At 60.9% G+C, this 22,744-nt stretch carries 21 protein-coding genes; 9 read left to right on the forward strand and 12 right to left on the reverse strand.

All coding sequences use genetic code 11. The features are described from left to right. The 3 genes from OEW28_RS02275 to OEW28_RS02285 all read right to left on the reverse strand — a co-directional run bounded on the left by OEW28_RS02275 (nt 1) and on the right by OEW28_RS02285 (nt 3,376). Nucleotides 1-1,074: an amino acid ABC transporter permease gene (locus OEW28_RS02275; RefSeq protein ID WP_263733098.1), complete on the reverse strand. Its 1,074-nt coding sequence runs from the start codon at nt 1,072-1,074 to the stop codon at nt 1-3. 4 nt (nt 1,075-1,078) lie between these two features. Continuing rightward, nucleotides 1,079-2,245, reverse strand: coding sequence for an amino acid ABC transporter permease (locus tag OEW28_RS02280; RefSeq protein WP_263733099.1), 1,167 nt, complete (start codon nt 2,243-2,245; stop codon nt 1,079-1,081). Between the two features lie 87 nt (nt 2,246-2,332). After that, on the reverse strand, nt 2,333-3,376 hold the full coding sequence (locus OEW28_RS02285; protein ID WP_263733100.1) for a transporter substrate-binding domain-containing protein: 1,044 nt from the start codon (nt 3,374-3,376) through the stop codon (nt 2,333-2,335). 174 nt (nt 3,377-3,550) lie between these two features. Here OEW28_RS02285 and OEW28_RS02290 point away from each other — a divergent pair, with 174 nt between their 5' ends. Next, the gene (locus OEW28_RS02290) at nt 3,551-4,258 is read left to right on the forward strand and encodes a GntR family transcriptional regulator (protein WP_263733101.1); all 708 of its coding nucleotides are present in this window, start codon (nt 3,551-3,553) and stop codon (nt 4,256-4,258) included. Between the two features lie 227 nt (nt 4,259-4,485). After that, nucleotides 4,486-5,022: a hypothetical protein gene (locus OEW28_RS02295; protein ID WP_263733102.1), complete on the forward strand. Its 537-nt coding sequence runs from the start codon at nt 4,486-4,488 to the stop codon at nt 5,020-5,022. A 171-nt stretch (nt 5,023-5,193) separates the two neighbouring features. On the opposite strand, the gene OEW28_RS02300 is transcribed toward OEW28_RS02295, so the two are convergent. The 4 genes from OEW28_RS02300 to OEW28_RS02315 form a co-directional block, all read right to left on the reverse strand. Further along, nucleotides 5,194-6,222, reverse strand: a complete 1,029-nt coding sequence (locus tag OEW28_RS02300; protein WP_263733103.1) for an AbrB family transcriptional regulator — start codon at nt 6,220-6,222, stop codon at nt 5,194-5,196. Next, nucleotides 6,219-7,739 carry a tripartite tricarboxylate transporter permease gene (locus OEW28_RS02305; RefSeq protein ID WP_263733104.1) on the reverse strand — a complete coding sequence of 507 codons (1,521 nt, stop codon included), beginning with the start codon at nt 7,737-7,739 and terminating at the stop codon, nt 6,219-6,221. Before OEW28_RS02305 ends, OEW28_RS02300 begins: the two co-directional genes overlap by 4 nt. Next, a complete protein-coding gene (locus tag OEW28_RS02310; RefSeq protein WP_263733105.1) occupies nt 7,739-8,212 on the reverse strand; it encodes a tripartite tricarboxylate transporter TctB family protein in 474 nt (157 codons plus the stop codon). The genes OEW28_RS02305 and OEW28_RS02310 overlap by 1 nt, the downstream gene beginning before the upstream one ends. An 82-nt stretch (nt 8,213-8,294) precedes the next feature. Beyond that, nucleotides 8,295-9,266, reverse strand: coding sequence for a Bug family tripartite tricarboxylate transporter substrate binding protein (locus tag OEW28_RS02315; protein WP_263733106.1), 972 nt, complete (start codon nt 9,264-9,266; stop codon nt 8,295-8,297). 164 nt (nt 9,267-9,430) lie between these two features. Between OEW28_RS02315 and OEW28_RS02320 the strand changes: the two genes are divergently transcribed. Together OEW28_RS02320 and OEW28_RS02325 are read left to right on the forward strand one after the other, a co-directional pair. Beyond that, a complete protein-coding gene (locus OEW28_RS02320) occupies nt 9,431-10,105 on the forward strand; it encodes a response regulator transcription factor (RefSeq protein WP_263733107.1) in 675 nt (224 codons plus the stop codon). Next, nucleotides 10,095-12,512, forward strand: a complete 2,418-nt coding sequence (locus OEW28_RS02325; RefSeq protein ID WP_263733108.1) for a sensor histidine kinase — start codon at nt 10,095-10,097, stop codon at nt 12,510-12,512. Before OEW28_RS02320 ends, OEW28_RS02325 begins: the two co-directional genes overlap by 11 nt. A 208-nt stretch (nt 12,513-12,720) precedes the next feature. On the opposite strand, the gene OEW28_RS02330 is transcribed toward OEW28_RS02325, so the two are convergent. From OEW28_RS02330 to OEW28_RS02340, 3 genes are all read right to left on the reverse strand, one after another. Continuing rightward, a complete protein-coding gene (locus tag OEW28_RS02330) occupies nt 12,721-14,214 on the reverse strand; it encodes a pyridoxal phosphate-dependent decarboxylase family protein (protein WP_263733109.1) in 1,494 nt (497 codons plus the stop codon). A 445-nt stretch (nt 14,215-14,659) separates the two neighbouring features. Then, nucleotides 14,660-16,132: a HupE/UreJ family protein gene (locus tag OEW28_RS02335; RefSeq protein WP_263733110.1), complete on the reverse strand. Its 1,473-nt coding sequence runs from the start codon at nt 16,130-16,132 to the stop codon at nt 14,660-14,662. A gap of 202 nt (nt 16,133-16,334) precedes the next feature. After that, nucleotides 16,335-16,562 (reverse strand): hypothetical protein, encoded by a 228-nt coding sequence (locus tag OEW28_RS02340; protein ID WP_263733111.1) that lies wholly within the window; start codon nt 16,560-16,562, stop codon nt 16,335-16,337. A gap of 78 nt (nt 16,563-16,640) precedes the next feature. Between OEW28_RS02340 and OEW28_RS02345 the strand changes: the two genes are divergently transcribed. The 4 genes from OEW28_RS02345 (at nt 16,641) to OEW28_RS02360 (ending at nt 19,306) form a co-directional block, all read left to right on the forward strand. Next, entirely contained in the window at nt 16,641-17,060 is a 420-nt protein-coding gene (locus tag OEW28_RS02345) for a DUF7282 domain-containing protein (RefSeq protein WP_412174771.1), read from the forward strand. A 126-nt stretch (nt 17,061-17,186) separates the two neighbouring features. Further along, nucleotides 17,187-17,729, forward strand: a complete 543-nt coding sequence (locus OEW28_RS02350) for a sigma-70 family RNA polymerase sigma factor (protein ID WP_263733112.1) — start codon at nt 17,187-17,189, stop codon at nt 17,727-17,729. Continuing rightward, complete coding sequence (locus OEW28_RS02355) at nt 17,726-18,412, forward strand: anti-sigma factor (protein ID WP_263733113.1); 687 nt, start codon at nt 17,726-17,728, stop codon at nt 18,410-18,412. The genes OEW28_RS02350 and OEW28_RS02355 overlap by 4 nt, the downstream gene beginning before the upstream one ends. Nucleotides 18,413-18,472: 60 nt before the next feature. After that, a complete protein-coding gene (locus tag OEW28_RS02360) occupies nt 18,473-19,306 on the forward strand; it encodes a DUF4198 domain-containing protein (RefSeq protein ID WP_263733114.1) in 834 nt (277 codons plus the stop codon). A 56-nt stretch (nt 19,307-19,362) separates the two neighbouring features. Here OEW28_RS02360 and OEW28_RS02365 read toward each other — a convergent pair whose 3' ends face one another. Then, nucleotides 19,363-19,581, reverse strand: coding sequence for a hypothetical protein (locus OEW28_RS02365; protein ID WP_263733115.1), 219 nt, complete (start codon nt 19,579-19,581; stop codon nt 19,363-19,365). Between the two features lie 320 nt (nt 19,582-19,901). Between OEW28_RS02365 and OEW28_RS02370 the strand changes: the two genes are divergently transcribed. Beyond that, nucleotides 19,902-21,266: an FAD-binding oxidoreductase gene (locus OEW28_RS02370; protein WP_263733116.1), complete on the forward strand. Its 1,365-nt coding sequence runs from the start codon at nt 19,902-19,904 to the stop codon at nt 21,264-21,266. 727 nt (nt 21,267-21,993) lie between these two features. Here the strand turns inward: OEW28_RS02370 and OEW28_RS02375 are convergent. Beyond that, complete coding sequence (locus tag OEW28_RS02375) at nt 21,994-22,719, reverse strand: GntR family transcriptional regulator (RefSeq protein ID WP_263733117.1); 726 nt, start codon at nt 22,717-22,719, stop codon at nt 21,994-21,996. Nucleotides 22,720-22,744: the final 25 nt, after the last annotated feature.

Here is a 22,744-nt window from a genome sequence, read left to right on the forward strand (position 1 = left end):
TCAGCGACGGCCGACGCCCAGTCGGCGTTCGAGATAGGCGCCGTAGCGCGACAGCGTGAACACGAAGACGAAGAAGATGAGCGCGACGAAAACATACATCTCGATCGTCGCGAAGTTCCAATCGGCGTTGCCCGAGGCGGCGCGGCCCGAGGCCATCACGTCGAAGAAGCCGATGATCGTGACCAGCGAGGTCTCCTTGAAGGTTATGACGAACTGGTTGATCGTCGGCGGCAGTGCATTGCGGAACGCCTGCGGAAGGACGATGTAGCCGATGCGGTGCCAGTAGGTCAGCCCAAGCGCCTTCGCGGCTTCTTCCTGGCCGGCCGGTAGGGCCTGCATGCCGCCCCGGATGATCTCGGCCTGGTAACAGGCGAAGAAGAGCGCGTAGCCGACGATCACCCGGTAGAGCTTGTCGCCGATGGCCCAGTCCGGAAGGACGAAAGGCATGACGATCGCGAAGGTGAACATGATCGACAAGAGCGGCAGCGACCGGATGACGTCGATCACCAGCGCCATCGTGCGGGCGATCCATGGCAGATCGGAGCGGCGCAACAGGGCGAAGACGATGGCCAGCGGCATCCCGAGAAGGCTGACGGCGGCGAAGATGAAGATTGTCAGCGACAGCCCGCCCCAGTTCTGCTCGGTGACTTCCCTGAGCCCGAACCAGCCGCCGCGCATGAGGACATAGAAGATCGCGAAGCCCGCGATCCAGAGCGGCGGCAGGCGCCGCGCCGACCAGAACCACGGCACGCAGGACAGAGCCGCGACGACCACCATGACCACGCAGGCGATCGCCGAGCGCCACTGCTCCTCGAACGGATAGAGGCCGAAGAGCACGATACGCCAGCGGGTGGAGACGACCGACCAGCAGGCGCCCTCGGTCGCCATGCAGGCATCGCGCTGGTTCGCACCGAAGACGGCGTGCAACAGCGCCCAGTTGGCCAGCGACCAGAGGATCCAGACCGCGAATGCCGCGAAGAGAGCGCTTACGACCGCATCCGTCGGGGTGGCGAAGTAGCGCGCCTTCGCCTTGTTGAAGGCGGAGTCTTTGGGAAAATCGGCTGCAAACGACATGGCGTCAGATCCTCAGCTGCGTGCCCCTGAGCTTGATCGCGTCGTTCACGCGGTTCAGCACCCAGGCGATGGAGTAGTTGATGATCAGGAAGCCGCCCATGAGGATACCGATCAGTTCAAGTGTCTGGCCGCTCTGGTTGATCGCGGTCGAGATCACCATGAAGAAGTCGGTGAAGCTGATGGCGATGCCGATCGTCGTTGCCTTGAATAGCCACACATACTGGTTGATCAGTGTCGGCATGACGATGCGAACTGCGAGCGGCAGGCGGATGCGGCTGAAGATCTGCCAGTTCGTCAGACCCAGTGCGCGGCCGGCTTCGCTCTGTCCCTTCGGGACGGCGTTGAAGCCGGCGCGAATGATCTCGGCGATATAGGCGCCGCCGTAGATCGAAATGGCAATGATGCAGGCCATGAGTTCCGGCGAGATACGGATACCTTCACGGAAGTTCAGTCCGCGTTGCTCGGGAATGGACATGAGAGAGGTTTCCGGAATGCGGCCGATCCACATCGCGACGACCGCGAGCCCGACGACACCGCCCCAGAGAACCCGCCGCTCACGGCGAGCATGAACGAGATTGAGGTCGGGCCAGCGCCGCGCCTTGAGCCACAGTGCCAATGCCGCGCCGGCAATCACAACGACCGTTGCCACGAAGGCCGACCCACCGGTGACGTTCAGGCCGGGAATGTAGATGCCGCGTCCGGTAAACGCGATGCCGCCCAGAATCAGCGTTGCGTCCCTCGGCGTCGGCAGGGCAAGCAGGAGCGTATACCAGAACAGAAGCTGCAGGATCAGCGGGACGTTGCGGAACGTCTCGACGTAAGTCACTCCCACTAGCTCGGCCATTCCATTGCCAGATGTCCGCATCACGCCGACCGTGACGCCAATGACAGTGGCCAGAGGCAGGGCAATGGCGCCAAGGAACAGCGAGTTCAGGATGCCGACGAGAATGGCCTTCCAGTAGGGCGAGGAGGTGCTGTATTCGATCAGCGAAAAGCTGATCCGCCAGCCCGTGGAGCGTTCCAGGAAACCGAAACCGGACGTGAGGCCTTGCGCATCGAGATTGGCCCGCGCCGTGATCGCGGCGACGACAATCGTCAGAAGGATCGTTGCGACGAAAGCGACTTGCAGGACACTGTCGCGAATGCGCCTGTTCTTCAGAATGGCAGCCATGATCCACTCTCCCTGATCTGCACGCGCGGTGACTGGACTAAGTGGCGCGGGCCCCGAGCGGCGCCCGCGCCGAAGAAGCCGTCAGCCTCAGTCGACGATCAGCGGGTAGAAAACGCCGCCATCGGAATAAAGCGCGTTGATCCCGCGCGGCAGGTTGTAGCGAGATCCGGATCCCAAGTTCCGATCGTAGATTTCGGCCATGTTGCCGACCTCCTTGATCATGTTGTAGGCCCAGTCATCGGACAGGCCGAGCCGCTCGCCGTAACCAGGCGTCACGCCGAGGAACTTCTCGATCGTGGCCGAAGGCGGGTTGGCCTTGATCTCGTCGACATTCGCCGAAGTGATGCCGTTCGCTTCCGCGAACCAGAGTGAACTCAGCATCCAGTTCTGCACGTCGAGCCAGTCGGCGTCATTCTCCGGCACGATGATGCCCTCCGCCTCGAGGTCGAGCACGTCCGGCAGGATGGTGTGCGCATCTGCGCCGTCCGGCGCGTCGACACGGGACGCGGCCAGGCTCGGCGCCCATTCGACCATGCCGTCGCAGCGGGCCTCGTAATAGGCATTGCGCAGTTCGTCGCCGTTCTCGAACGTCAGGACTTCGGCCTGGATGGCCTTGGTTTCGAGATAGGTCGCAAGCGCGCGCTCAGTCGAAGTGCCCGCCGCCACGCAGATCGACCCCCCGTCGAGATCTGCGAGCGTCTGTGCGCCGAGGCTCGCATGTGACATGACCTGGAACGCGCCGATGAAGTAGGGCTGGCTGTAGGCGAGGTTGAGCTCTGTGTCGCGGCTCTGTGTCCAACCCGAAACCTTGATGACGGCGTCGATATCGCCCGACTGAAGCGCCGGCCACCGCTGCGCCCAGCTGATCGGCACAATCTCGAGGGCGCCCTCGGATTTGCCAAAGAGACCGGCGGCCAGGGCCTTGCACAGATCGATGTCGACACCCTTCCAGTTGCCCTGATCATCGACTTCCGCAAACCCGAGGAACGAGCCATTGTGCCCGCTGCAAAGAAGTTTGCCGCGATCTTGAACTGTCTTGAGCCGGCTGTCGCCGGCAACTTGCGCGTGCGCGACCTGTGATGAGGCCACCAGAGCTGTTGAAACCAGAAGTGCCTTCAACGCGAGCTTCATGTCATTCTCCCTGTGTCGACAAGTTGTATGCAAGAATGGTGTCGACAACTTGCCGACATGTCAATAGGCTTGGGGTGGCGATACTTCGGCGCTATTCTGGGACAACCGGAGCCTTGGCAGAGGTCTGAAATAATGGACGGAAATCCGAAAACTGCCCCGAAACAGGCAAAAGGCTTGGGTGCCCGCCACGTCTACGATGAACTTCGCAGAGAGATCCTGACGCTGGCGCTCGAGCCCGGATCCCCGCTTGACGAGACCGTGCTGTCGCAGAGATTCGGGATGTCGCGCTCACCGATCCGCGAGGCGCTGGTCCGCCTTTCGGCCGATGGCCTCGTGGAGATGTTGTCAAATCGATCCACCCTTGTTGCTCCGATCGACCTTGCGGGCTTCCCGCGCTACGTCGAGGCGCTGGATTTCCTCCAGCGGATCAATACTCGGCTTGCAGCGCGAAACCGTGCTGATCGGGACATCAAGCGAATGTTGGTGCTGGCCAAGTCCTTCGATGACGCTTGCCTCGCCAACGACTACCTCGCCATGTCCGCCAGCAACCGCGATTTCCACATGGCCATCGCCGAGGCGGGAAAGAACCCCTATCTCGCCAAGTGCTATGGTCAGTTGCTCGACGAGGGGCGCCGTATCCTTCACATGCACTTCGACTACATCCAGTCTTCGACGACGGACCGTCTTCTCAGTTCGGATCACTACGACATGATTGAGGCGATCAGGGAAAAGGACGTCGAAAGGGCCGACATCCTTGCGCACGATCACACGAGGCAGTTCCATGACCGCTTCATGAACTTCCTCCGCGCGAGATATGACGACGACTTCACATTCGAAAAGCCATTGTCAATGAAAATTGGGGCGTCGGCGTCAAAACAATGACGACGTGTTCTGTCCCCATTTTAACGGATCGAACACGGACACAGACCGGCCGCTCGCCGCTGCCATTTGCATTCCTGAGCGATCACGAGAAATGACGCGGCCAAGAAGAATGTCCGCGGGTTATTCTAATCTATGTCTCGGGCGCGGCATGGCGCGCGTTCGAAAAGAAGTTCATCAAGCCCCTCGAGTCCGAGATTGAAGCACAGACCGTCCGCCGCGCGGAGCTTGTGCGTGATCGCGACCAAGTTCAGTGGGAAGCGCGACTATTCGACCGAGATCTGCGGACCGAACTGAACGAGGCGGTAGCGATCGTGCGAGCGTTTCACGAAGAAATGAAGCCGCTAAAGGAACTAAAAGCTGAACTGCAGGATGACCAGGAGCAGGTCATGGATAAACTTGGCGACTGGTATGATGATGCCGCGCCAGGATTTTTCCAAAAGTCCAAGAAAATCCCCAAAAACAGCTTCCTAGGCTCGCTGGGCCTAGCACAGACGCTCGATCGGCGAGACAATCTCAAGGCCCGACGCGACAGCATCGGAGAGCAAATCGTCGATGTAAAGGACGAGCTCGACGACATCTACGAGACAAAACTGAGACCAGCGAAGGAAGCGCGCGACGGGGTCATGCAGCAGCACTTTCGCGAACGTGCCGTGGAGTTTCAGGCTGAAATCGACGCGTGCGATGTCCGCTTTGCCGATCTTCGCGCCCTGATTGCTAGTGCACAAGTGCGCAGCTACGGTGGGTGGATATTACATCGCTGTTAGCCCCCGGACCAAACCGCTCCCCAGTTTGCGGTTAATTGGACTGCCGTAGTTGGCACCTGCCAAGAACGGGCGGGAAGCGGACGTTCGCTGCGCTCGGTCGAAATGGCCGCTATGCGGGATGAAGCAGCAATCCACTGCGGGCAAGCAGGCAAAGTCCCCGTGGATGACCCGTCACCTGTCCGCCAACTTCAGGACGACTGGAACGATGACGACAAGCGCAAAGATCCGGGCAAAATGGTGCACCGCGACATAAGCCGGATCATAACCCAGCGAAAGGCCGATGGCGGCCATGGCTTCGACTCCGCCGGGTGCGTAGGCGATCCAAACCTGACCAAAGGATAGGTTGGTCATTGCACTGGTCAGCGCCGCAAAGGCCAGGGAGCAGAGGATCGCGCCGCCGACCACCGCCAGACCCGCCACGGCAAAGCGTTTGGTTTGCTGGAGCGTGACAAGGCTCATCCTCGTTCCAAGCACGGCGCCGGTCAGCGCAAAGGCAACAAAGGTGATCCAGCCGGGCGCGGTGCCGTGGATCAAGCCCGCCGCGTGGCCTCCAGCACTAATGACCATTCCGGCCAGGAGGCTGGCAGCAGGCAGCCCAAGGTGCCCCCCGATCCTGCCCAGCAGGATTGCTGCAGCCAGTAGCAAGGCAAGTACGGGCAGCGTCACTTCCGCCGCCCCCACGGCCCCTGCGGTTGGCGCGTCGCCAAGCATGGTTGCGAGCGGTGGTACCGCAATGACAAGCACGAGAAGCCGTGTCAGTTGCAGGAACATAACAGCTGTCGCGTCGCCATGCCCTTCTACCGCGATGGCGATCGCGTTTGACATGGTGCCGGGCGAACTGGCGAGCGTCGCCGTCTGTTTGTCCATGCCGAAGAACTGCGCCAGGATCAGCCGCCCAACGAGAAGCGTCGCAATCAGTGACAACATCAGGACGGCAAGGCTTATGCCCCAGGTTCCGATTTGACCGATCAACCGTTCGTCCACGCCGGAGCCAAGAGAAACGCCGATGGTTGCAAAGGCCAGGTCGCGGAGCGAATTGGGAAGGCCGACGCGGAACTTCAGGGCGGACACCGCCACAACGGCCAAGGTACTGCCGATCAGAGCCCCCGCCGGAATGCCAGCGAGGGCGGCCAAGGCCGCCCCCGCCGCCCCCGCCACCAACGTGGTGACGAAGGGTTGCGTTTCGCGCAGAAAGCTCAACCCTGGTCCAAGGGGTTGTCGCCTTCCATCAGCCGCGCCCGCCGCGCCAGCCAGATCGGCGCAATCACGATCAGCGCGGCCAGGACATAAAGCGTGACGCTTTTGTAATCCGCGATTAGGTAGCCCCAGTCTCCACCCGAGATCGACAACGCCCGACGAAGGTTGTTCTCGAACAGGCTTCCCAGCACGAAACCCAGGATGACAGGAGCAAGCGAGAAGTCGAGCTTTCGAAGGAACCAGCCGAAGATGCCGAGCAGTGTGATCAGGAACAGGTCATGCGGGTTGCCGACGATGGTGTAGATGCCGATGAAGGCGAGGATTGCAATCAATGGCGTCAGGTAGTGCTGCGGGATTGTCAGCATTCTTGCGAACAGCCCGACCAGTGGCAGGTTGATGACCAGCAGGGCCACGTTGCCGATATACATGGAGGCCACAAGGCCCCATGCCACTTCAGGGCGCTGGCTGAACAACGTCGGGCCGGGCTGGATGTTGAACATCAGCAGGGCGCCGAGCAGGATCGCAGTCGTGCCCGAGCCGGGAATGCCGAGCGTCAGCATCGGCACCATCGCACCGCCCGCGGCCGCGTTGTTCGCCGCTTCAGGCGCGACCAGGCCCCTTGGGTCACCGGTTCCGAAGGTCTTCTCGGTGTCAGAAATGCGTTTCTCGGTGCCGTAGGCCACCGCCGAAGCCACCGAAGCGCCGGTGCCCGGAAGGACACCGATGAAGAACCCGATGACCGAGGCCCGGGCGATCGCCCATTTGCACTTGGCCAGGTCGGCCAGTCTTACGAAGCTCTTGTCGACTGGCAGCGAGTTCAGCTTGCCCGAAACCTGATGCTCGACCAGCGTCAGCAATTCGGCCATGCCGAAGAGGCCCACAACCACAATCAGGAAATCGATGCCGGCAAGAAAGTCGGGAATGCCGAACGTGTAGCGCGGTACGCCCGTGTTGGCATCGATTCCGATGGTGGCCAGCATAAGGCCGATCGTCGCGCCAAGCAGCGTCTTGACCGTGCTCTTGCCCACCAGTGAGGCGAGCGAAGCGAAGGCGAACACCATCAGCGCCACGTAGTCGGCAGGCGAAAAGGTGACCGCAAAGGCAGCAAGCACCGGGGCGAAGAGGGAAAGCAGGATCACTGCGAAAGTCCCGCCCACAAACGAGGCCACTGCCGATAGTGACAATGCGCGCCCTGCCTCTCCGGCGCGGGCCATCGGGTTGCCGTCGAGTGTTGTCATCACTGCGCCCGCATCCCCCGGAACGTTCAGCAGGATGGAGGAGATACGCCCGCCATACTCGGCACCGTAATAGATTCCCGCCAGCAGGATCAGTGCAGATTCCGGGCTGAAGCCAAGCCCATAGGCGATGGGAAGAAGGATCGCGACGCCGTTGATGGGGCCAAGACCCGGCAACGCTCCGATCAGCGTGCCGGCGAAGCACCCCGCAAGGACGAGAAACAGGTTGAAGGGATCAAGTGCGACGCTAAAACCCGTCGCAAGGCCTGTCAGGACGGTCTCCATTACGAGGTTCCTTCAGATTGTGGGGCAGGTTCGAGCAGCCACTCGATCAGCTCGCCCTCGGGCAGGTTGAGGTCCAGCAGCGTGACGCAGAGAAGATAGCCCGCGATGCCCGCGGCAACGCCAAAGGTTACTGACCGCGCCATTCCCGCGCCCAGCATCGAGCAGAGGGCGGCTCCGAAGAGGATCGTCGACAGGATGAACCCCAGGGGCTCGTAAAGCTCTGCGTAGGCAAGAAGCATCACGATGGTCGCGCCAAGTCTGAACCAGGTCGCGCGGGCCACGCCCATCTCGGTTGCGTCCGGCTTCCACAGGATCACGAGCAGGCAGGCAATTGCGACCAGCGACAGGATTTGCGGCCAGCTTTCGGGGCCGAGCGGATCGTATTGAAAGGGGGCTTTGATAGTGGTGAAGGCGATGACGGCATACGCCAGCGACACGACCAGAAGCACCCCGGCAAAAATGCGGTCGACCATCGAGGCCTCCTCGTTTTTCTGGGGCGTGAAACTGTAATCCGGCCCGCATCTGTGACGAAACGGGCCGGCAGGGGAGGTTGGATCAGTTGATCAGACCGGCCTCGGTCGCAATGTCGCGCAGCCTCTGCACGCGCTCTTCGATGGAGGCCTGCAGTTCATCGCCGGCCATGTTGAGCGGCAGCAGGCCCTTTTCCTTTTGCACTTGCGCAAACTCTTCGGTGGCGTAGGCCGCTTTGAACGCGTCGACCCATTTCTGGTAATCTTCGTCCGACACGTCGCCGCCCATGTAGAAGCCGCGCAGGATCGTCCACTCGACGTTGTAGCCTTCTTCGATGGCGGTCGGAATGTCCGCGAAGGGGGCGTCGAGGCGTTCCGGCGACATGACCGCGAGAATGCGCATCTGGCCGGCCTCGATATGCGGCACCATTTCGCCCACGTCACCCGTATAGACTTCGATCGAACCGCCGAGCAGCGCCGCAATCGCGTCACCGCCGCCATCAAAGGCGACATAGCGCATGTCCGTCGGCGAAGCCCCGGCCTCGCGCAGCAGCAATGCGCCCTTCATCCAGTCTTGCGAGCCGACAGAACCGCCGGCGCCGACGACGACAGAAGCCGGGTCGGCCGAGAAATCGTCCATCAGCTGCTTGAGGTCCTGGTACTTGCTGTCGGCCCTTACGACCACCGCGCCGAAATCGGCACCTGCCGTCCCGACCCAACGGACATCCTTTTCAGTAAACTCGCCATACTTCCCGGTCACGATGTTCAGAAGCGACCCGGTCGAGAAGGCCACGATCGCCGAGCCGTCGTCCGTGCGGGTGGTGTTGAACTGGTTGTAGGCGACGGCGCCGATCCCGCCTGGCAGGAAGGTCACCTGGATCGGTTCGGAGACATGGGGCGTCAATCCGGTCTGCGCGATGCGGCAGGTCAGGTCGAAGCCGCCGCCGGGATTGGCCGGCGCGACACACTCCGGCTTGTTGATTTCACTTTGTGCGAATGCGGGTGCCGCGAAAGATGCAGCGACGCAAAGCGCGGCACCGAGACGTGCGAATGACATGGTGTTCCTCCCAGGATGAGTGTCCTCCGGGTCCTCACCCGGCTGTTGCTGTATCGCGAACCAGTCTGAGAAGTCGCTGACGCAGAACTGACCTGACGCTGACTCGCCCGCCGGCGCGCGCACGCACGCTTCCCGCGTCAGGGCGGCACTGCTATCCTGTTCTGATGAGAATGCTTTTGGTAGAGGACAATGACGAGCTGGCGGAGACGATCGTTGATCGGCTCCGGGCAGAGGGACATTCGGTCGACCGCGAACGGGATGGAAACGAGGCGAACGAGCTTCTGCGTCACTTCAAGTTCGACATCATCCTGCTGGATGTGAACCTACCCGGACGGAACGGCTATGAGGTCCTGCGCTCGCTTCGGACGCGCGCGGACGAAACCCCTGTCATCATCCTGACCGCGCGCAGCGAAATCGACGACCGGGTCATCGGCCTGGACGCCGGGGCTGACGATTACATGGTCAAGCCGGTCGACTTTCGGGAATTGTCGGCGCGGTGCCGCGTTCTGGCCCGAAGGCGCGCCGGCAGCGCCAGCAATGTTTTTTCGGCCGGACCGCTTTGCTTTGACCGCGCGGCCAAACGCGCCACGATCAATGGTCAGGATGCCCAAATGCGCGCGCGCGAAGTCCAGCTTCTTGAAATATTGATCGACAATATGGGCCGAATGCTGACCAAGGAGGAGGTTGCGGACCGGCTTTACACCTTTGAGGAAGCGCCCAGCATGAACGCGGTCGAGCAACTCGTGACCCGGCTTCGGCGCAAGCTCGAAGGCTCTCCGCTGGTCATCAAGACGGCCCGCGGACTCGGGTATATGGCGTATGTAGCGGATGACGACTGATCGGTTCGGCCATTCGCTGCAACGACGGCTTCTGATCACGATGGCGGCTGGGTTCGTGATCCTGCTTTTGCTGATTTCGGTTCTGCTCTGGACTTACGCCCGCGAGGCAGCCAATCGGACGCATGACCTGCTTCTGGCCGGTGCGGCGCTGTCGATCCTCGAGCGCATGTCCGTCGGCCCGGAAGGGGCCACGGTGGATTTGCCCAATTCGGCGATGGACATCCTGTCTCTCAACCCCCTGGATCGCGTGCAGTACCGGGTTTTCGTTCCGGGCCAGCGCGAAATCACCGGCACCCCGGACCTTCCCCTTCCATCGGACGCAACACTTTCAGCTGAACCGATCTTCTATGAGGTGGATTACACGGATGCCGCCTTCAGGTTCGTGCTTCAGGGTCGCCAGCTCAACGCGCCCGATGGGCGCAAATGGGTCGCGGTGCAGATCGGCCAAACCGTTGAGTCGCGCAATGCGCAACAGTGGTCCTTCTTTGCCGCCGGACTTGCCGGGCTCGCCGGGCTTTCGCTGATCGGACTGGGCTTCGTCTGGGTCGCAATTCGAACGTCCCTCGCCCCGTTGAGACAGATCGCATCCGACCTTGGCCGCCGGGAACCCGGAGATCTGGCGCCGGTCGGTGGCACGCCCCCGCGCGAGATCTCCGGACTCTTCGATGCGATCAACGGATTTATCGCGCGGCTGCAGCGCAGCCGTGCCCTGACCGAGACGTTTATCGCGGATGTCGCGCATCAGACCCGGACATCTCTGTCCGCGCTTCAGGGTCATCTGTCGCTCGCGGCGGATGCGGAGAACCTCGACAAGATGCGTGCGCGCCTGATCAAGGCCGACCGTCAGGCTCTGCGCACCGTGCGGCTGACCAACCAGCTTCTTGCCAACGCGATGGTCATTCACCGCTCGGACCGGACCAGTCTCCGACCGCTCGCGCTGAAGCCATTGGTGCGTGACACCCTCGCGGAAAGCCTGCGCGACAGCCGAATGCGCAATGTCACGCTGTCGTTCAACGGCGATGGGATCGCCGAGGGAGATGACATTGTCGAAGGTGATCCCCTCTCAGTACGCGAGGCCTTGCGCAACCTGATCGAAAACGCGCTTCTTCATGGTCCCAGGGACAATACGATCGCCATCACGCTCGACGCCGACGACCAGAACGTCCGCCTCAGTGTGGAGGACGCAGGACCAGGTATCGCTGAGGCGGATATTCCAAAAGCGATGGAAAGGTTCACCTCTCTGTCCGAAAAGACCAAGGGGTCGGGCCTTGGCCTGTCGATCGTGAAGGCGGTCGCCGAAGGCCATTCCGCAGACCTTCAACTGAGACGCTCGACCCTCGGCGGCCTGGATGTGACGCTGATCTTCAGACGGATTATCCCACTCCTGCTCGTGCTGCTCTGCACTGTGTTTTCGGCGGGCGCGACGCAGGCGCAGACCCTGACGATCCACAGCGCCACGGACACACCCGCGATGACGCCGCTTCTGGAAGCGTTTGAGGCGCGGATGCCGGGGCTCAAGATTGAGTACACCGAGTTCCAGACCGTCGACCTCTACAGGTCGATGTTGGAACTAGACCGGGCCAACTGGCCCGATGTGGTCATTTCCTCGGCGATGGATCTTCAGGTTGATCTGGTCAACCGGGGGCTGGCGCGGCGCATAAGCCTTCCTTCCTCCGTGTCTTTGCCCGCATGGGCGACATGGCGATCCGAATTGTTTGGATTCACGTTCGAACCCGCCGTCGTCGTGTACGACCACAGAGCCGTCTCAGATGAGGAACTGCCCAGAAGCCACCGCGATCTGGCAACATTCGTGCGCGAGAACGAGGAAAGGTTTCGTGGCCGCATCGGCAGCTATGACATCCGCGAATCCGGCGTCGGCTATCTCTATTCCACGCAGGACAGCCTGCAGGGGCTTCAGGCCATTCGCCTGTTCGAAGTGCTGGGGCGCGCAGACCTGAAAACATACTGTTGCACCTCGGACATGGTCGCGGCCACGGCACGAGGCGATCTTGCCTTTGCCATCAACGTGATCGGGTCCTACGCCTCTGATCTGACAGAGGACACATCCCATCTGCGTCTGCATTTCTTCGACGACTACAATCTTGTGATGTCGCGAACGGCGTTCATCCCGAAAACAGCTCGGCACGCCGATCTTGCGGAACAGTTCATGGCCTTTCTGCTGTCGAAAGAGGGGCAGCGCATCATTGCGGAAGAGACGCCACTGCTGCCCCTGATCCCGTCACAGGTGCCGCACTCGCAGATCGAACGACATATTCGCGACACACGTGGCACCTTCCTGCCGATCCGCCTGACGCCCGGTCTTCTGACCTTCCTAGACGCTCTCAAGCGCGAGGAATTCCTGACGTCTTGGGATACGTCGTTGGGCCGGCATCGACAGCGCCCGTGAGATCTGGCTGGTCTTTACCCCAAGAAAATCGCCCGAACTGAGTGCGAGATCTTGGTTGGTGACCTCCCTGCCTCCGGGCCAATGCCAACCGGGAGTGTTGGCGCAGCGAATGTCCGAAAAGAAGGTCCGGACCGCAGCAAATGGTGCCACCTCACTAACGGCAGCTTGGGGCCAGGCGATACCGGCCAGTTCATTCGGCTACTTTCCTTCACTTTTCCCGCATCGCATCAACCCCATCGCAGTTCGTCAAAATGGAACCGATCCGCGATACTTCTCTAATCAGCAGATCGAGGTCAGCGCGCTTGGTGCGATGATTGCAGATTGCCGCGCGCAGGCAGTGATGTCCTGAAACATAGGTGTCAGAAACTGCGGCGATGCCGGTTTCCTGCATCCGCAGCATGATCTCGGTGTTCAATTCACGCAGCGCCGGCTCCTGCATTTTCCCGGGGGAGTAGCGAAAACAGACGATGTTGATTGTCGTTGGCGCCATCAGTTGCAGATCTGGTGCGCGCTCGATCAAGCTACTGAGATAGCGGGCCTGCGCGATGTTTTGGTCGATCAGTCGGCCAAACTTCTCGACTCCATGCTCCTTGAGCGTCAGCCATATTTTCAACGCCCGGAACGCACGGGAGGTTTGGAGGTTATAGTCATGCAGATACTCGCACGCCGCGATGCCGCGCGGTTTTTCCTCAAGATACTCTGGATGCACCGCAAACGTGTTCCGATGCGTGTTTGCGTCCCGAACTAGCGCGCAACCGGCCTCAAAGGGCACGTGGAGCCATTTGTGCGGATCGAGAGCGATTGAATCGGCTGCTTCCAACCCGCTGACCAAGTGCCGGTTCTCTGGCGCGATTGCGGCCAACGCGCCGATGCAGCCGTCCACATGGAACCAAAGCCCCTCCACTCTGCAGAGCTCGCTGATCGCGCGAAGGTCATCAATGGCGCCTGTGTTCACCGTACCGGCGGTCGCGATGACGCAGGCAGGACGGTGGCCGGATTGGCGGTCCTCGGTGATCATTTCACGCAATGCGCTGATATCCATCCGGAAATCTGGTCCGGCCGGCACCCGCCGCAGCGCCTTGTTGCCCAGCCCCAAAAGCTCCACCGCCTTTTGATGGCAACTATGTATCTGATCGGAGCCGTAGAAGCGAAGCTGTTGAGGCATCGCGGCTACCCCTTCGGTTCGAACATCGATGCCTGCCATTGCGTTGCGCGCGGCGGTCAACCCGATGATATTGGCCATCGAACCGCCGCTGACCAGTGTCCCCCCGGCGCTTTCAGGAAAGCCCATCATCTGCTTCAGCCAAGCCACGACCTGCCGGTCGATCAGGGCTGCCGCGTGGTTTCCGCCACCGAGGTTGGAGCCATCGATAGCAGCAATGAACTCAGCCAAGGCGCCGCTGAAGCTGCCTGCCCCCATGTACCACATCCAGAACCGCGGATGGATATTGCCCATCGGATAGGGCATCAGCTCTTCCTGAAGTTCCCGATAAACCTCGGAAAGCGGATGCGGCTGGTTTGGCAGCGGCGCCGCAAACGCTTCCCGTACCTGAGTGGGCATATCTTTCCAGACCGGGCGATCGCGCACGTCCCGTACATGCGCGATCGCATCGTCAATGACCCGATGCGCCAGCCCTTGCAGTTCCTCCCAATCGCGTGGGTCTAGTGTCTCTTCAACTGAACTCGGAATCTTACTATCCATCGCCGCCTCCCCACAGTCGCTAACCACGTTCTCAGACAACCGCCACATTGCTTCGAAGCCAGAATAGCATGTTCGCGCGCTATGATCGCTGACCGCCAGAAGGGCAGCTCAGCAGCTTTCGGAAGAGTTGAGTTCCAAGTGCAAGTGGCGGCTTCGTCCCGCCTTGCGGTTGCCTGAGACTTGAAAATGCTGCGCCGACGACCGAATGGCCGCTCTGAGCCGTTTTGGCGCAGATCAGGTGAATTAGCGCTTTGTCTACCTTTTTAAGCTCAATTTGCCCGGGGCGAACAGCAGAACCTACGCGCGATATCTCCCGAAGTAGCGATGGGGCGTCCCATTATCTTGATCGGTAAGCCGCTGGCCGAGTTCGGATGGATGTATGCGAAAGACTGCATTGATGGCACCTGCCTAATCCCGGGGAAGCGATGAGCCTGGACCCGGTGCATTATTTTCTTGTGCTTGCGAAGTCGCACAAAATCTGTGCGACGGCTTGATATCGTCCAGCAAGTGAATGGACCCGAAGCGCCAACACCCATGCCAAGGCTGCAACAACACACATGGTCCATGCGCCGGATGTGAAGGCCGCGACGAGCGAGAGGAACATGATGAACGAGGTGAGCATTCCGGCGAACGCCCGGAACTTTTGCATGGTTACCGAAAGCATCTGAATTCCGGCAAGCCCCGCCGCAAGAATGACTGCAGTCGCCGTGACCAAGATCGGATTGAATCCACCCTCTGTCAGAGCACTGAACAGCGCCCACGGCCCGTCGGTGCCGACAATGCCCGTACGTTCTAACACCCAGAAAGCGGCAATGATTGCAACCGCAACGGACACCGGTGCGGCGATCCGGCGGTGGTACCATTCGTACCGGCCGAAGAAGAAGTTCAGCGCAAGCCAAGCGGCGGCGATCACCGCAAGCTGCCCGACCTCCACTCCAACATTAAAGCCGACAAGCTTCGGCACGAAGTTTGTACCGCCGAGACCGAAGTTCATGAGAACCGATGCAAACCCGAGACCGTGCAACAGGCCGAAGCCGAACACGACGAAGGGGCGCCATGGGGACAGGTTGCGCAAGAACACGTTTTCGACGCCCACGTAGACGATGGAGGCCGCGATCAGCGGCTCGACAACCGAGGGCGGGATCCGCACGATGCCCAGTGCGCCGAGGGCAAGCGTCACGGTGTGGGCCAGGGTGAAGGCGGAGACCTGCCATAGGAGCGGCCCCATGCGGGTCGAGAGGAAGAAGAGGCCCAGCACGAAAAGGATGTGGTCGAGTCCCTTCGGGACGATGTGATCGAAACCCACGGCGACGTAATCGACGAACGCCGCGCTGGCCGTCTGGTCTTCGCCACCCGTGCGCGGGATCGCGCCCGATGACATGCCCGGCGCAAGAAACTCCGCATAGCCACTCTCCACGCCGGCCAGTCGGACCACGAAGGGTCCGAGTTCAGGCGCAGCGCGGAATTCGAGGGGCGCGTCCCCGGGAGGCAATGGGGCTGACAGCCGAAGCGTGGAGAGCCGGGCTATCTCCAGATTGCCAACATCGCCGGCCTCGATGTCCTCGAGCGTCAGTGGAAGGCGCTCGCCTCCTGTTGAGAGTTCGAGCTGCGATACGAATCTAGGCCAGGCGGCCTTCACGGCCTCAGCGAGCTGGTCCGGTTGCAGTGCCCGAAGCCTGTCATACTCACTGTCGTTTTGTGCCTCGGCGGTGTTCTGAAGATCGGTCAGATCGAGACCCGAAATTGCGGTCTCGATCATCCAATCCGCTGATATTTTGACGGTCTCGGCACCGATGGTCATGTCCATAACCACCGGCTGGACCTCGTGCGCCTGCACAGCAGAGGCCGCAAGAAACGCCGATGCAAGAGCCGAGCAAATCACCCTCGCCATTGTTCGGGAAAACGTCTTAATGCGCATGGCTCAGGATTTCCTCGTTCCGCTTCGCCACAGTATCGGTCTTCTCCAGAAGGTCTCGACGAAAGAGCGCTTCATATTCTTGCCGGGTTGTCTTGTCAGGCGGAAGACGATTGGACTTGTCTCTATTTCCGGGCATCTGGGTCTCTCCCTTTGGCTTCAAGAAGAGACACGATACGTCAGGCGCAAAGGTTTCAAAAAAGACTCACAGGAACACTGGAATCACAGTGAGACCCAGAAGATCCTGCGGCTTCGGTTCTCTGGAGTTGGCCAGAACCAGCAACCCGCCGACGATCACCCCGTTCTTGTTCGGGCCAGTGGCAGCACATTGGGCGGTCACTTTGGACCAGTGCGAAGCGGAGGGTTCGCGCGCCAGTTGCGGAACTTCGCAGGCGTGTGCGAACCGGCGGAAATATACTGCTGTCACCGGCACGGAAAAATTCTTCCTCTCCGCGAAACTTCTCCGCACGACCAATCGTGGCTTCGTCTGTCCAAAACGGAGAAACACCACATGAAACGCACTTTCCTTGCAATCCTTGTCTCCTCGACCATGACCGTCAGCGCCGCAATCGCGGGCGGTCATGGAATGGCGCCCATGGTCATGGCCTCCGACCAGTCCGTCGAAAGCGGCATTGTCACCGCCGAGAAGGTGACAGCAGGTGAGAACGGCTGGCTGGTCGTGCATCGGACGGATGCCGACATGAAGCCTGGTCCGGTTGTCGGATACGCGCCGCTGCGTGCCGGTGAAAACACCGATGTCGCGGCGATCCTGACCGAAGCCGTGACGCCGGGCGACATGCTGATGCTGATGGTGCACAGCGAAGCCGGCGGCATGGCGACCGGCGTCTTCGAGTACACCCTCGGGGCGAAAGAGGACGGGCCGATCCGGGTCGAAGATAAGCTCGTGATGAGTGTGATCACCGCGCAGTAGCGCGCTGATCTTTGGGTGGCGAGTGGCGCCGCGTCGCGGAAGCAATTCCGTCGGCGCGGCGTTCGCCTGTTTGACTTTCACGTCGCACTGCCAAATGGTGGTGGCGAGAGACCACATCGAGACACCATGACCACGAGCGCCGATATCGAAAACATGATGGCGCGCATCACGTTGCGCGATCGGGACGCGCTCGCCTTGCTCTACGATGCCACCAGCGCGAAGCTTTTCGGTGTCTGCCTGCGGGTCTTGAATAACAGAAGCGAAGCGGAGGATGTCCTGCACGACGTGTACATTCGGGTCTGGCAGAAGGCCGATACCTACGCGGTGACGGGACACAGCCCGATGACATGGCTGATTACCGTGACGCGGAACATGTCGATCGACCGGCTTCGAAAAAGACGGCCTGAGACCGGCAGCGACGACGCGATGGCGCTTGTCGCCGACGATGGGCCGGGCCCCGAGGCCGCGGCGATCGCCAGCTCGGAGCGCGCGCGCATCGAGGCCTGCATGGGCGAACTGGAAAGCGACAGGGCCGACGCCGTTCGGGCGGCCTATCTGGAGGGGGAGACCTACAAGGATCTGGCGGCGCGTTTCGACGTGCCGCTGAACACGATCAGAACCTGGCTGCGGCGCAGCCTGATGAAACTGAAAGACTGTCTGACGCGATGAGCGAGTCCGAAGACGAACATGACGATGATGCCCTGGCGGCGGAGTACGTCCTTCATCTGCTCGACGACGACGAGCGGCGGGCTTTCGAGGCGCGGCTCGCGATGGATCGCGAGCTTCAGGTGCTCGTCTGGTCGTGGGAAGCGCGACTGTCGTCATTGTCCGATACCGTTGAGGCGGTAGAGCCATCGAAGACGCTTCGGAACCGCGTCCTTCAGTCCGTCGGCGAACCGCCGGCACGTCGCCCCGCACAGGCGTTCTGGGCTTGGCTTGCCGGCGGGGCCGTGGCGGCGGGGCTGCTCCTGTTCGTTCTGTTCGGTGAGACGTTCGGTCCGGAAGCGAACCTGACCGTGGCCTTCCAGGCGGAGCTTGCCTCCGAAGACGGCTCGCAGGTGATGGTGGCCGGCGTAATTCCCGCCACCCATGAGATCGTGATCGAGCGTGTCTCGGGCACAGTTCCGGAGGGGCGTGTGCACGAACTCTGGCTGATCGCGGAGGGGGCCGACGCACCCGTTTCGCTGGGCCTCCTCGAGAACCAGGGGATTACGCGGATTCGCGTGCCGGACGACATCGCGCCGGGCGTCCGGACCGGCACCATCGCCGTCTCCGAGGAGCCACCCGGGGGATCGCCGTCAGGTGCGCCGACCGGGCCGATCGTCGCCGCGGCGCAGTTCAACGACGTCTGACATCTGAAACTCTTGAGCCTGTCTGTGCGTGTCTTCCACGAGAAACACGGAGGCCATGCGTTGAAACCCATTTCCGCCAGATACGTTGCGCAGCTTGCCCTGATCGCCCTTGTTGCGACATCGCAACCGCTCGATGCACATGAGTTCTGGATCGACGCCGGTCAGGGCGGGCCCGTGATCGGCGAAAGCGTCTCCGCCGACCTCAGGGTCGGGCAGGATCTGTCCGGTGCCGCCCTGCCCTATCTCGACACGACCATCAGATCGATGACGCACTTCTCGCCCAGGGACTCAAAACCACTTGCATCGAGGCTGGGCGACCGTCCGGCCATCAACAATGTGACGTTCGCCAGCAGCGGTCTGCATGTCCTGACCGTTGAAACGCACCCGGCCTACATCGTTTTCGACACGATGCCGGAGTTCGAGGACTACCTCGCCTATGAAGGTCTTTCCGAAATCGCGGACCGCCATCGCGAACGCGGATTGCCAGGTTCCGGCATCGCCGAAGAGTATCTACGAAATGCGCGGGTGCTGGTCCAGGTCGGCCCTGTCGGCGACAGCGATGTCGATCGCCCGACTGGCATGCCGTTTGAGATTGTCGTCAATGGCACACCGTTCGTTGCCGGTAAAAGAACCCTCACCGTTCGGTTGACGTGGCAAGGCGCCGCCGCGCCGCACATTCAGATCGCGCTGTTCCACCTGCCAAGCGGCGGAACGGCACCGAGTGACACGACCAGAACCCTGGTTGAAACGGACGGCGAGGGTTACGCGGAGGTTCCGATGCCTGGGGCGGGTCAATATCTTCTCAACGCCGTGAGAATCGAACCTGCGGACGGGCCGGGCAGCGTCGTCTGGCAAAGTCACTGGGCGTCGCTCTCATTTGGTATTGAGCCCTAAGTGCAAAGGCCCGGTTTTGAACCGGGCCTTTGCTGTTGTTACGCGGCGACTGTCGATCAGCGGCCGGCTATTTCGGCCGCCAGGTTGGCCGCCGACGGGCCTTTGTCATTGGGCCGGTTGCCCTTCGCTCCACCGAGGGCCTGGGCGTTGGCCACAGTCCCTGAGCCGACGTCTTCTGCACCGGGAACCGCCGTGTTGCCCTGATCGTGGCCCTTGGCCATTGCGCCGGATGCCGCGATGCAAAGGACTGCAGCACTGAGTGCGATCATCTTCATGACTGTCTTCTCCCTTTGATAAGTTCAGTAGCGAAGTCACGTGTTCAGGCAGGGAAAAGTTTCAGGGAAGATCATGCGTTGTAGATGATTTTAAGATGAACAAGCGTTGCACACAGTCCTGCAACGCATCCCGGAGCAAGTATGGCGGGAAGCGTTATGCGGGTTTGTGCTCAAGCGCATGGACGTTGGCATCTCAGCTTGGCATGCACATGTGCGCTTGCGGAGAAGGTCGGGTGAGAGCCCAATCCTCTCCAGATGTCTGAGATGCTTCGATCGCTGTTTTTTGCTATGATTGGGTTGATAAAAAGGGGGCAAATGACATGAACATCAACCAAGCAGTGATTTCTGACGGCATTGATGAACTTCGCTCCTCAACAAGGGGCGACGTGTTGACGCCAAGCGACGGCGCCTATGAAGAAGTCAGACGCATATGGAATGCGCTCATTGACAGACATCCTGGTGCGATCTTGCGCTGCTCTGGCACCGCTGACGTTGCCGCTGCCGTAAAATGGGCGCGCAAGCATGATATCGAAGTCTCCGTGCGCGGGGGTGGGCACAACGTGGGAGGTCGGGCCGTCTGCGATGGCGGACTGATGATTGATCTGTCTCGAATGCGCAGCGTGTACGTCGATCCGGTTGCGAAGACGGTGCGTGCCCAAGGGGGTGCTCTGCTCGGGGATGTTGATCGCGAGACGCATATTTTCGGATTGGCGGTGCCCCTTGGCGTCGTGTCTCAAACTGGCATCGGCGGCCTTGTGACAGGCGGTGGGTTCGGGTGGCAGTCACGAAAGCGCGGCGCTTCTTGCGATAACGTGATCGAAATGGAGATTGTGACAGCGGAGGGAGGCGTTCTGACCGCAAGCGCGGAGGAGAATGCCGATCTCTTCTGGGGCGTGCGGGGCGGCGGCGGCAATTTTGGCGTGGTGACGTCTTTCCTGTTCAGGGCATATGATCTGGCGACGGTTGTCGGTGGGCTGATCGCTTATGCCCGGGACGCCGGGGCGCAAGTTCTGCGCGGCTATCGGGACTTTACAATGAACGCGCCCGAAGATCTGACGGTCTATGCCGGTTTCATCTGGGGACCGGACGGCACGCCTCTCACTGCACTGGTTCCCTGCTGGATCGGGGACGACAAGGAGGCCGGGAAGAAGGCAATCGAGCCGCTAACCAAGCTTGGCGAACCTTTGATGGTTGAGATTGGCGAGATGCCGTTCCCTGCCATGCAAGCGATGCTTGACGAAGCCTACGCCCCCGGAAGTCGGAACTATTGGAAATCCGCCTATCTAGAGAACCTGTCCGATGCCGCAATCGATGAGATCGTCAGACAGGCTGAGGGAATGACGATACCCGGCTCGGCTCTTCTTATTGAACATACTGCGGGAGCAACGCTCCACAGGGACGCTAACGATAATGCCCTGGCATCCCGAGGATGGGACTATCTTCTGGGCGTCATGCCGATGTGGCAGGACGCCAAGGATGACGAGGAGCAGATCGCTTGGGCGCGCAATGCGACAGATGCGATGGAGCCCTATTCGTCCGGCATGGCCTACGCCAATTATGTGTCAGAAGGAGACGAGGCGATCATGGAGCCGTCCTTCGGCGACAATCTCAAGCGTCTCAGGGAGGTCAAGCGCAAGTATGATCCGGGCAACTTCTTCCACTTGAACGCAAATATCGCCCCCTAGCAGGTTATCGGATTCCGAGCTGCATCTGAAAATTCTAGACGGTCGAAAGCAGCGCAAGGGCGGACCAACTTCAAGCTGCGAGAATGGCAGCTATGTCCGCATTGTGTGAATCCGACCGATCCCAAATTTCTCAGTTGCAGCGAAAGTCCGGTCTCACGGACCGAAACGCGGCGGAGAAGGCCGGTGGTCAACGGTCGCTCTGGGCCGATTACCCACCGGTGGCGCTGAGCCTTCCACATAATCTTGGCCCCGTTCAGAGGCTCAGGCGCCGCCCTCAACCTCTACGTATAATTCGATTGGATCTATAGCAGTGTGTTTGGCCTTGCCCGCTGCGGCCTCTGACGATCCGAGTATGGCCTTCATCTGGTCGAGGTCTACTCCTTCAAAGACAATCGAGACCCTATCTTGATCGGAATGCTTGAATATACGGTGGCCAGAGTCGGCTCGCCGCCGCGTACCAAGGAGCAGCCGCATGACCTCCATGTTTTGCCCACTCCCCCCGTGGCCAGGTCCAGAAAGTTGCTTCCCTGCACCTGAGAGCAGTTGGAGGTCGAGGCGGTTGTTGCCGGCCTTCGTCGACAGCGCCCGCAATGCGACACGGCTTCAACTGGCCCTCGGCTCTCTGAGCCGGGATCGTTGCCGCGATGTTTATGCCGCTGAGCCGTCGGAACGGGCCGCACGACCTGTCTAGGCAGAAAGGCGCATTCCACACCTGCGACGCGGTTGGTCAAAAATACGCAGGGTGCCGGGCCATGATCTGTTCGACTTGCGCCAGGGTCCCGGAAAGATGTTCGCGTACGAAATTCTCGGCTTGTTCCGGACTTCCTTGTGCGATCGCCTCGAGTATGCGCCCATGGCAATCCAGAATCTCGGTCGCCTTGCCCGGGTCGGGGAGATTGAGCTTTCGGAGCCGATCGATGTGGCCTGACCGCTCGGTGATCAGTTCCCAGAGATTTGCGACGCCCACGGCCTTGAAAAGCTCCTTGTGAAAAGCGCGGTCGAGATCCGCGAAATAGGCAAGATCGCCGGCTTCATGGGCAGCGCGTTGCCGCGCGAGTACCGCGCGGGCCGCGGTGATCCGATCGGGGCCGTTCGCGGCGGCCAACCTTTTCACGATCTCGATTTCGAGAGACATGCGAAGGAATTGGGTTTCGCGTGCCTGCGCGACGTCAATTCGCGACACCTCGGTCTTGGACTGGGGGAAGATGTCGATGAGCCCTTCTTCCTCAAGCTTCATCAGTGCGTCACGCACGGGCGTCTGGCTGACGCCATAGTAGATCGCGATCTCGTTGCGCGAGATATTCTCGCCCGGAGCAAGTTCCAGCGCCAGGATTCGGTGGCGGAGTGCCTCGTGAATCTGCTGGCTCACGCTTGTCTTGCGAAGCTGCCCGCGGACGAGTTCCGCCGGATCGGTCGGAAGCGGTGAGAGGACATCAAGCGCGTTCTTGTTCATTTACAATGCTCTTAACCGTTTCGTT

The organism is Albidovulum marisflavi (assembly GCF_025751435.1).
Classification (GTDB): Bacteria; Pseudomonadota; Alphaproteobacteria; order Rhodobacterales; family Rhodobacteraceae; genus Albidovulum; species Albidovulum marisflavi.